The organism is Acinetobacter sp. MF4642 (genome assembly GCF_002018925.1).
Classification (GTDB): Bacteria; Pseudomonadota; Gammaproteobacteria; order Pseudomonadales; family Moraxellaceae; genus Acinetobacter; species Acinetobacter johnsonii.
The window spans coordinates 173,954-181,976 of the sequence record NZ_MVON01000004.1; the positions used below are offsets into that span (position 1 = coordinate 173,954).

The following is an 8,023-nucleotide window of genomic DNA, read 5'->3' on the forward strand; positions in this document are numbered from 1 at the left end:
AGTCATGCTTCCTGCACGATTTTTTATTGATTTTTAGTCTTGTTGTATTTGTTACACGGAAATTTATTTTTGACAAGTGTTTTGCTGATTTTTTCAACAGGAACTTTTACGTGTCCTTTGTCGTGTTAAATATAAGAAAAATTAATTAACTTTTCAAAAGATGTTGAAAATATAGATTAATACAATTTTATTTTTATTTTTTTGTTCTTTTCGGGTAATTTTGGCGACTGGAAATAAAAGACGACATCAAGAATGAGTTTAGAAAATACAGAATCGACCTCTGAACAAGGTGATTTAAAACGGAGTTTATCCAACCGCCATTTACAACTCATTGCGATTGGCGGTGCGATTGGTACGGGTTTATTTATGGGGTCGGGGAAGACGATTAGTCTCGCTGGGCCATCTATTTTAATCATTTACATGATTATTGGTTTTATGGTGTTTTTGGTCATGCGCGCGCTTGGCGAATTACTGCTGTCTAACTTGAAGTACAAATCGTTTATCGATTTCTCTACCGATTTGATTGGGCCGTGGGCAGGCTATTTCGTTGGTTGGACCTATTGGTTATGTTGGATCACGATTGGTATCGCGGACTTATCAGCCATTATTTATTACCTTCAGTTCTTTAATGGAGGGATGCCGTTCACACCTGGGGAAGGGGTGATGATCAGTGTTGCGGCCATTGTGTTCATCATGGGCTTGAACTTGGTTACGGTGAAACTGTTTGGTGAGCTGGAGTTCTGGTTTGCACTGATTAAGATTATTGCCATTGTGGTGTTGATTGCCGTTGGTTTATGGATGATCTTTACAGGGTTCACTTCAACGACGGGTGAAATTGCATCATTTAGTCATCTTTGGTCACATGGCGGAATATTCCCAACAGGCGTGACAGGCTTCCTTGCGGGTTTCCAAATTGCGATCTTTGCCTTTGTAGGTGTAGAGCTGGTCGGTACCACGGCTGCTGAAACTAAAGACCCAGAAAAGAATTTGCCTAAAGCGGTGAACTCGATTCCAATTCGTATCATTGTTTTCTATGTGCTGTCTTTAGTGATTGTAATGTCTGTGACACCATGGAACGTGATTGATCCGGCGGTTTCGCCTTTTGTGAACTTGTTTAGTCAAGCGGGTATTGCAGCAGCAGCAATCATCATGAACTTGGTGGTATTGTCTTCTGTGATGTCATCAATGAATAGTGGTGTGTTTTCAACGTCGCGTATGTTGTTTGGTTTGTCTCGTGAAGATCAAGGGCCAAAAGCATTTGGCCACTTAAACAAGCGTGCTGTTCCTGCAAATGCATTGTACTTTTCAGCAATTTGTTTACTGTTAGGTGCTGCACTACAGTACTTTGTACCAAATACTGTTGAAGCCTTTACTTTGGCAACTACACTGTCGACGATTTTGTTTATCTGCGTCTGGATCATGATTATCTGGAGCTACATTGTGTATTACAAAACATGTCCAGAGTTACATGCAAAATCGACTTTTAAACTACCGGGTGGTCTATTTACTTGTTGGTTTGTGATTGTTTTCTTTATTGGTGTGATCTATGTGTTATCACTAGAAGCCGATACCATGAAAGCTTTAATGGTGAGTCCGATTTGGTTTATCATTTTGATTATTGGTTATTTTGGTTTCTACAAACCGAAACATAAATAATCGATACCATTTAAAAAAACGCCAGTCTTTAACTGGCGTTTTTTTTTAACTCACTATAATCTTTAGCGCTTAGTGGTTTGGTCATGTATGTTGATCAGGTTATACTTCTTCAAAATATCAAATAGGTGATCAGATGCGTTCTGTCATTTGCTGCATCAGTGTCTTGGTGATGAGTACTGCATTCGTCGGTTGTGGTCAGTCTGGTACATTACATATGCCAAATGATCCAAACTACGACAAGCGAGCGAAATATTTGCTTTATAAAGACGCAGCATCTAAGCCGTCTGCACAAAAGGAAGATACAGCGCCCGTGAAGCAAGAGTTTGCTGCACCTTCAGTTGAAACCAATCAGCCTTAATACCTTAAACGCTTCATAGAAAGGATACATTCATGAGTTTTACCCGCAATCATGGGGTTTTGCACGCTGAGCAATGCTCGCTGCAACAGCTTGCGCAGCAATTTGGTACACCACTGTATGTTTATTCAAAAGCGACTTTTGAAAAACACTTTACAGAGATGGATCGTGCTTTTGACTTTATCGATCATCAAATTTGTTTTGCGGTTAAGTCAAACTCAAACATTGCGGTATTGAATGTCCTTGCGAAGCTCGGTGCGGGTTTTGATATTGTGACCGGCGGAGAACTGGCTCGTGTACTAAAAGCGGGTGGCGATGCTTCTAAAATTGTCTTTTCGGGTTTAGGTAAAACTGAGATCGATGTTCAAAAAGCATTAGAAGTGGGTATTGCATGCTTCAATGTCGAGTCTCATGCAGAGCTGGATCGGATTCAAAAAGTTGCAGCGAAGCTCGGCAAAAAAGCACCCATTTCATTGCGTGTCAATCCAGATGTAGATGCGAAAACGCATCCTTATATTTCAACAGGGCTGAAAGAAAATAAATTTGGGATTCCGTCAGATACAGTTTTTGAAACCTATCAATATGCTGCAACGCTGCCGAATTTAGACATTATTGGGATTGACTGTCATATTGGTTCCCAGTTGACCGAAACACAGCCTTTTGTGGATGCGCTAGATCGTGTGATTGTGATGATCGATCAGCTGAAAACCATGGGTATTCAGTTGAAACACATCGATATTGGTGGTGGTTTAGGCGTGACCTATAAAGATGAAGTGCCGCCTACCGTTTTTGAATATGCCAATGCAATGAAGCCCGCTTTAGAAAAATTGGGCTTGAAAGTGTATATGGAACCGGGACGTAGTATTTCGGCAAATGCAGGGGTACTCCTGACCAAAGTTGATTTACTCAAACCGACTATTCACCGTAACTTTGCGATTATTGATGCAGCCATGAACGACTTGATTCGTCCTGCACTGTATGAAGCATGGATGGATATTCAGCCCGTTACACCACATTCGGATATCGAGGCAAAAGAGTGGGATGTGGTTGGTGCGATTTGTGAAACAGGTGATTTCTTAGGTAAAGAGCGTGTGCTTGCACTCAAAGAAAATGACGTACTGGCGGTATTGGGTGCTGGTGCTTATGGTTTTGTCATGAGTTCAAATTACAACAGTCGTGGTCGTGCCGCTGAAGTGATGGTGGATGGTGAAAACGCACATTTGATTCGTGAGCGTGAAACCATTGAGTCGCTTTGGGACAAAGAACGTTTATTGCCTGAAGGATAATTCAAGATGTTACTAGAATTTACCAAAATGCATGGTCTAGGCAATGACTTTATGGTGGTTGATTTAATCAGCCAAAGAGCATTCCTTGATACTGTTACGATTCAGCGCTTGGCGGATCGTCATTTCGGCATCGGTTTTGATCAGTTGTTGATTGTTGAGCCACCCGATTTACCTAATGTCGACTTCAAATACCGTATTTTCAATGCTGATGGTTCTGAAGTTGAACAATGTGGTAATGGCGTGCGCTGCTTTGCACGCTTTGTACATGAGCGTCAGCTCACTACAAAAACCAAGATTAAAGTGCAAACCAAGGCAGGGATTGTGGAACCCGAACTCGGTCAAAATGGCTGGGTACGTGTGAATATGGGCTATCCAAAGTTCTTGCCGCAGGAAATTCCATTTATTGCGGATGCACCAGAAGCTTTGTATGACATTGCTTTGGCGGACAATGAGCAATTGACCATTGATGTGGTGAATATGGGTAACCCTCATGCAGTTACTATCGTTCCTGATGTAATTACAGCTGATGTTGCACGTCTAGGCCCTCAGGTTGAATCGCATGAGCGTTTTCCGCAGCGTGTGAATGCAGGGTTTATGCAAATCATTGATGAAAAGCATGCGCGCTTACGTGTGTTTGAACGGGGTGTCGGCGAAACCTTGGCCTGTGGGACAGGAGCTTGTGCGGCTGCAATTTCAGGTATGCGCCGTGGTTTACTCGATTCATCTGTTGAGATTGAGCTAGCAGGCGGTAAGTTACATATCGAATGGCGTGAAGGTGATGTCGTTTGGATGACGGGGCCAACCTCAAATGTCTACGAAGGACGTATTGATCTGAGTTACTATCAAAACTAAGTTTAGCCTTATATAAGAAGCACTGATTCGTCAGTGCTTCTTATATGAAAAATGAAATAGGCATATAAAGAGCTGAGACAGTGCTACTATACAAAAGCCAATTAATTTTTCACCGAATAGAACTATAGAGGCTGACTTGTGACTTTTGAGCCTATGCAACTGCTCGCGATGTGGTTAAAACAACGAGAAATACAAAATCAGTCTGCCCATACTTTGCAGGCTTATGAACGAGATGTGTCTGATTTTTTGTTGTTTTGCGAACAGAAAAAGCTTGAGTTGGGCGATGTTGAAGCCACTGATTTACGCGAATTTATTGCGCAAAAAGTTGAATATCAACAGTTGAGCTCTAGTAGTTTACAGCGGATGTTGTCCTCTATTCGTCAGTTTATGAAATGGGCTGAGCAGGGGCAACATTTGGCATTTAATCCTGCCGATGACTTTCAACTCAAACGTAAACCTCGCCCTTTACCAGGGCTAGTGGACATTGAAACCATCAATCAAATTTTGGATCAGGCCTTGCCTGAGAAAGAAGTCGAACAGCAAATGTGGTATCGAGACAAAGCTTTGCTAGAGCTGCTTTATGCCAGTGGATTACGCTTAGCGGAAGTGCAAGGCTTAAGAATTAAAGACATCGACTTTAACCGACAATTACTGCGTATTACAGGTAAGGGCAATAAAACTCGGGTTGTGCCTTTTGGTTCTAAAGCCAAAGATGCAGTAATGAAATGGCTGAGCATTTATCCGCTATGGAATGGTGATTTTGTGCCCGACGCACAAGTTTTTATTACTCAAAAGGGCAATCCTTTGGGGATGCGCCAGATTGAAAATCGGGTCAAGTTTCAAGCACAGCGTGCAGGCGTAAATATTGATCTGCATCCGCATTTACTACGCCATTGTTTTGCTAGTCACATGCTGTCAAACAGTGGTGATTTGCGCGCAGTGCAGGAAATGTTAGGCCACAGCAACTTAAGTACCACCCAAATTTATACCCATGTCGATTTTGACAGACTGGCTCAAGTGTATGATCAGACGCATCCACGAGCACAGCAAAAGGTGAAAACTTAGTTCATACATACTTTAAAAAATAGTGTCACATAATGCATGCACTATAGCGCTGTGTTTTAGGTTAAATGCCAAAGGTCAGAACAAACGGCGTAAACACATCCGTAGATAACTATTGTACGCATTTACGCACTAGGGCGGTCTGTGAGATTCGGCATTATTCTTGCTTTAATCAACTTGATCAATAAGTAGCAATGATCGCTCACTTTTGTTAGAAAAAGTGTGATTATGAACTTTTGTAGAATAATAAATCGGCAAAAAATAGAGTATAAACTTAAAAGAGGATGGGCTTAATGTTCCAGTTTAATGAAACGGTAGATTTAAGCTTATATTGAAGATGACAAATGCGAAAATAGGTCAGTATATGATTTCAGATATACAAGCAAAGTATGATCAACTCAGCTCCGCGCAAAAAGACATTTTTGCGGGCTATGGTTTGCGTCAGGTCAAACACTTTGTTGAAATTAGTTTAGCCAATATTGAACCTGTACTGCCTGAAAATGCATTTGTTCAAGGCGTCAATGCAGCAGGTAAAGTTCAGGCTTTTAATGCAGAGACTGGGCAATGCTATTTATGGATTTCCGATTTACAGTGGCAAGCGACTGCACAGCCCTCAAATAGCATTGATTTGAAAGATGACTTTCTTGAAGTCTGGAAAATTTTTAATCTTGGACAATATGAATTGATTGATTTAAGTCATATTCATCGTGATTTTTTAGAAAGTCAGTTGGCTTAATAGCATAGAGTGTATGTCGAAGCAGTGGGCTATTTTGATCGAGTTTAGGATGATTAAAATAGCCACGATGTTGCATGCCGAGACGTTTCATTACCGCTTCAGAAGCCCTATTTTGAACTGCGGTAAAAGCAACAACTTCATCCAGTTTTAAAACCGAAAAAGCAAAATATAGACAAGCCTGTGCAGCTTCTGTGGCATAACCCTGATGCCAAAACTTCGAGTCCAATCGCCAACCAATTTCGACACAGGGTGAAAAATCAAAGCGTTCAGCTTGAGCATGTAAGCCTGTAAATCCAATGAACTCTTGACTATGCTTCAGTTCGACTGCCCAAAAGCCCCAACCATTTTGATTGATGAATTGCTGAAACGTTTGCGCAAGGGCATCGCTTTCTGTTTGCGTGAGTGGACTAGGAAAATAACGCATCACTTGAGCATCGGCATTTAACTGCGCAAATGCCGGAAAGTCATCTGTGCGCCAAGCTTTTAGACGTAAACGCGCCGTTTCTATCGCAAAATTTAAATGCGCTGACATTAGATTTCATCAAGCGGCAGTTGGAAACTTTGTTTAATGATTTGACTTGGCAAGTCTGTTTTGACACTGGTAATGCCATTCTTTTTGGTCAAATGCGTGGATTGGAACTCGCGATAGCTTTCTAAATCAGGTACTACAACTTTCAGCATTGCATCGCATTCCCCTAAAATAATGTAGCATTCCATGACTTGAGGGAGCTCTTTCATGGCTTCAATAAAGGTGTCGATGGTTTCGGCATCTTGACCGACCAGCCAAATACGCGAGAACAGAATCAGTTGAAGGCCAATTTTTTGTGGATCAACCACTGTAGTATAATTTTGAATAACACCTGCTTCTTCTAATAGTTTGACGCGTCTTAGGCATGAAGACGGTGATAGACCGATTTCTCGTGCTAAGTCATTATTTTGAATGCGGCCATTGTCTTGTAAGTGGCGAATGATATTTTTATCAATACGGTCAAGTTTTATGCGCACAGACTTTGGTGATTGTTTCATATCTTAGAATATAATTTGAAAAATACGTTTTATTATAGAATAAATTGAAAGCCAATTTTGTATTATTTCGCACATACTAATTTTCACTTTCTAATGGATGAAAGGGGAAAGGAAATGTCTGTATATGTACTCTTTGCACTGACCGTGCTGCCGCTGATTTTTACACCTGGGCCAGATATGTTATTTATTCTGTCTCAAGTTATGGGCAAAGATGCAAAAGCAGGCATGATGGCGACTATCGGCGTATGTACAGGCTATTTACTACATTCAATTTTAGTGGCTTTGGGTATTGCTGCCATTATTGTGTCTTTCCCGCTTTTGTTTGAAACCATCCGCTGGCTGGGTATTGCATATTTGTTGTATTTGGCCTTTGGTTTATTAAAGTCGGTTTTTAGCACTAAAAAATTGCAACTAGACCGAAAAACGGAAAATAACCCGATCAAAAAAGGCTTTTTTACCGCACTATTAAATCCTAAAGGTATGCTTATCTATTTTGCAATCTTGCCTCAATTTATCGATAAATCTGCCAACACTGTCAGTCAAGGTTTGATTTTATCTTTACTCTTTATCGCGATGATTTTTGTGGTCTACTGTAGTTTGAGTCTGGTTTTTGCAAAACTGACACAGAAGTCCCCAATAGATGAACGTAAGCAAAAATGGATTGATGGCACTTCAGGTGGGCTGTTGGCATTGGCCGCGACATGGCTGATTGCCAATTAAACTCAGAGAAGCATGTCAAAATGGCATGCTTTTTTTTGAGGAAGTTTTTTAGAGTGGTTAATAAAGTAGCAATATTGTGTCATCGTATGTCTAGAATAATGAGTATTTGAATCTAAGGCTGCGTGATCTATCTTAAATGACAGATTTGTGAAGCCTGATAAAGATGTGAACAGACAGTCAATAATCTATTTAATGGTGAATATTAGGGCTTGTTGAGAATTAACAAAGGCTACTGATTAATTTATAATAGTACTATGGATAGATACATACTTACTGATGCCCAATGGGCAAAAATGGAACCTTTTTGCCTAGGTAAAGTGACCGATCGAG

General features: G+C 40.8%; 9 protein-coding genes. 7 read left to right on the forward strand and 2 right to left on the reverse strand.

The annotated features are described in order from the left end of the window. Window positions 1-252: 252 nt before the first annotated feature. From MF4642_RS03990 to MF4642_RS04015, 6 genes are all read left to right on the forward strand, one after another. Entirely contained in the window at window positions 253-1,656 is a 1,404-nt protein-coding gene (locus tag MF4642_RS03990) for an amino acid permease (RefSeq protein WP_078425371.1), read from the forward strand. Between the two features lie 133 nt (window positions 1,657-1,789). Beyond that, the gene (locus MF4642_RS03995) at window positions 1,790-2,014 is read left to right on the forward strand and encodes a hypothetical protein (RefSeq protein WP_004982578.1); all 225 of its coding nucleotides are present in this window, start codon (window positions 1,790-1,792) and stop codon (window positions 2,012-2,014) included. 32 nt (window positions 2,015-2,046) lie between these two features. Next, on the forward strand, window positions 2,047-3,297 hold the full coding sequence (gene lysA / locus MF4642_RS04000) for a diaminopimelate decarboxylase (protein ID WP_078425372.1): 1,251 nt from the start codon (window positions 2,047-2,049) through the stop codon (window positions 3,295-3,297). 6 nt (window positions 3,298-3,303) lie between these two features. Beyond that, a complete protein-coding gene (dapF, locus tag MF4642_RS04005) occupies window positions 3,304-4,149 on the forward strand; it encodes a diaminopimelate epimerase (protein WP_078425373.1) in 846 nt (281 codons plus the stop codon). 153 nt (window positions 4,150-4,302) lie between these two features. After that, entirely contained in the window at window positions 4,303-5,214 is a 912-nt protein-coding gene (locus tag MF4642_RS04010; RefSeq protein WP_017397047.1) for a tyrosine recombinase XerC, read from the forward strand. 334 nt (window positions 5,215-5,548) lie between these two features. Beyond that, complete coding sequence (locus tag MF4642_RS04015; protein WP_078425374.1) at window positions 5,549-5,947, forward strand: hypothetical protein; 399 nt, start codon at window positions 5,549-5,551, stop codon at window positions 5,945-5,947. Here MF4642_RS04015 and MF4642_RS04020 read toward each other — a convergent pair. After that, on the reverse strand, window positions 5,874-6,479 hold the full coding sequence (locus MF4642_RS04020; RefSeq protein ID WP_078425375.1) for a GNAT family N-acetyltransferase: 606 nt from the start codon (window positions 6,477-6,479) through the stop codon (window positions 5,874-5,876). The genes MF4642_RS04015 and MF4642_RS04020 overlap by 74 nt on opposite strands. Then, a complete protein-coding gene (locus MF4642_RS04025) occupies window positions 6,479-6,973 on the reverse strand; it encodes an Lrp/AsnC family transcriptional regulator (protein ID WP_004695793.1) in 495 nt (164 codons plus the stop codon). Before MF4642_RS04025 ends, MF4642_RS04020 begins: the two co-directional genes overlap by 1 nt. A 114-nt stretch (window positions 6,974-7,087) precedes the next feature. On the opposite strand from MF4642_RS04025, the gene MF4642_RS04030 reads away from it, so the two are divergent. Next, window positions 7,088-7,693: a LysE family translocator gene (locus tag MF4642_RS04030; protein ID WP_078425376.1), complete on the forward strand. Its 606-nt coding sequence runs from the start codon at window positions 7,088-7,090 to the stop codon at window positions 7,691-7,693. The last annotated feature ends 330 nt before the right edge of the window (window positions 7,694-8,023 follow it).

What these genes read in the sequence shown, in the direction of transcription:
- MF4642_RS03995 (WP_004982578.1), top strand. Translation starts at nt 1,790, where the DNA reads ATGCGTTCTGTCATTTGCTGCATCAGTGTCTTGGTGATGAGTACTGCA.
- MF4642_RS04020 (WP_078425375.1), bottom strand. Translation starts at nt 6,479, where the DNA reads ATGTCAGCGCATTTAAATTTTGCGATAGAAACGGCGCGTTTACGTCTA.
- MF4642_RS04025 (WP_004695793.1), bottom strand. Translation starts at nt 6,973, where the DNA reads ATGAAACAATCACCAAAGTCTGTGCGCATAAAACTTGACCGTATTGAT.
- dapF (WP_078425373.1), top strand. Translation starts at nt 3,304, where the DNA reads ATGTTACTAGAATTTACCAAAATGCATGGTCTAGGCAATGACTTTATG.
- lysA (WP_078425372.1), top strand. Translation starts at nt 2,047, where the DNA reads ATGAGTTTTACCCGCAATCATGGGGTTTTGCACGCTGAGCAATGCTCG.
- MF4642_RS04015 (WP_078425374.1), top strand. Translation starts at nt 5,549, where the DNA reads ATGACAAATGCGAAAATAGGTCAGTATATGATTTCAGATATACAAGCA.
- MF4642_RS04030 (WP_078425376.1), top strand. Translation starts at nt 7,088, where the DNA reads ATGTCTGTATATGTACTCTTTGCACTGACCGTGCTGCCGCTGATTTTT.
- MF4642_RS04010 (WP_017397047.1), top strand. Translation starts at nt 4,303, where the DNA reads ATGCAACTGCTCGCGATGTGGTTAAAACAACGAGAAATACAAAATCAG.
- MF4642_RS03990 (WP_078425371.1), top strand. Translation starts at nt 253, where the DNA reads ATGAGTTTAGAAAATACAGAATCGACCTCTGAACAAGGTGATTTAAAA.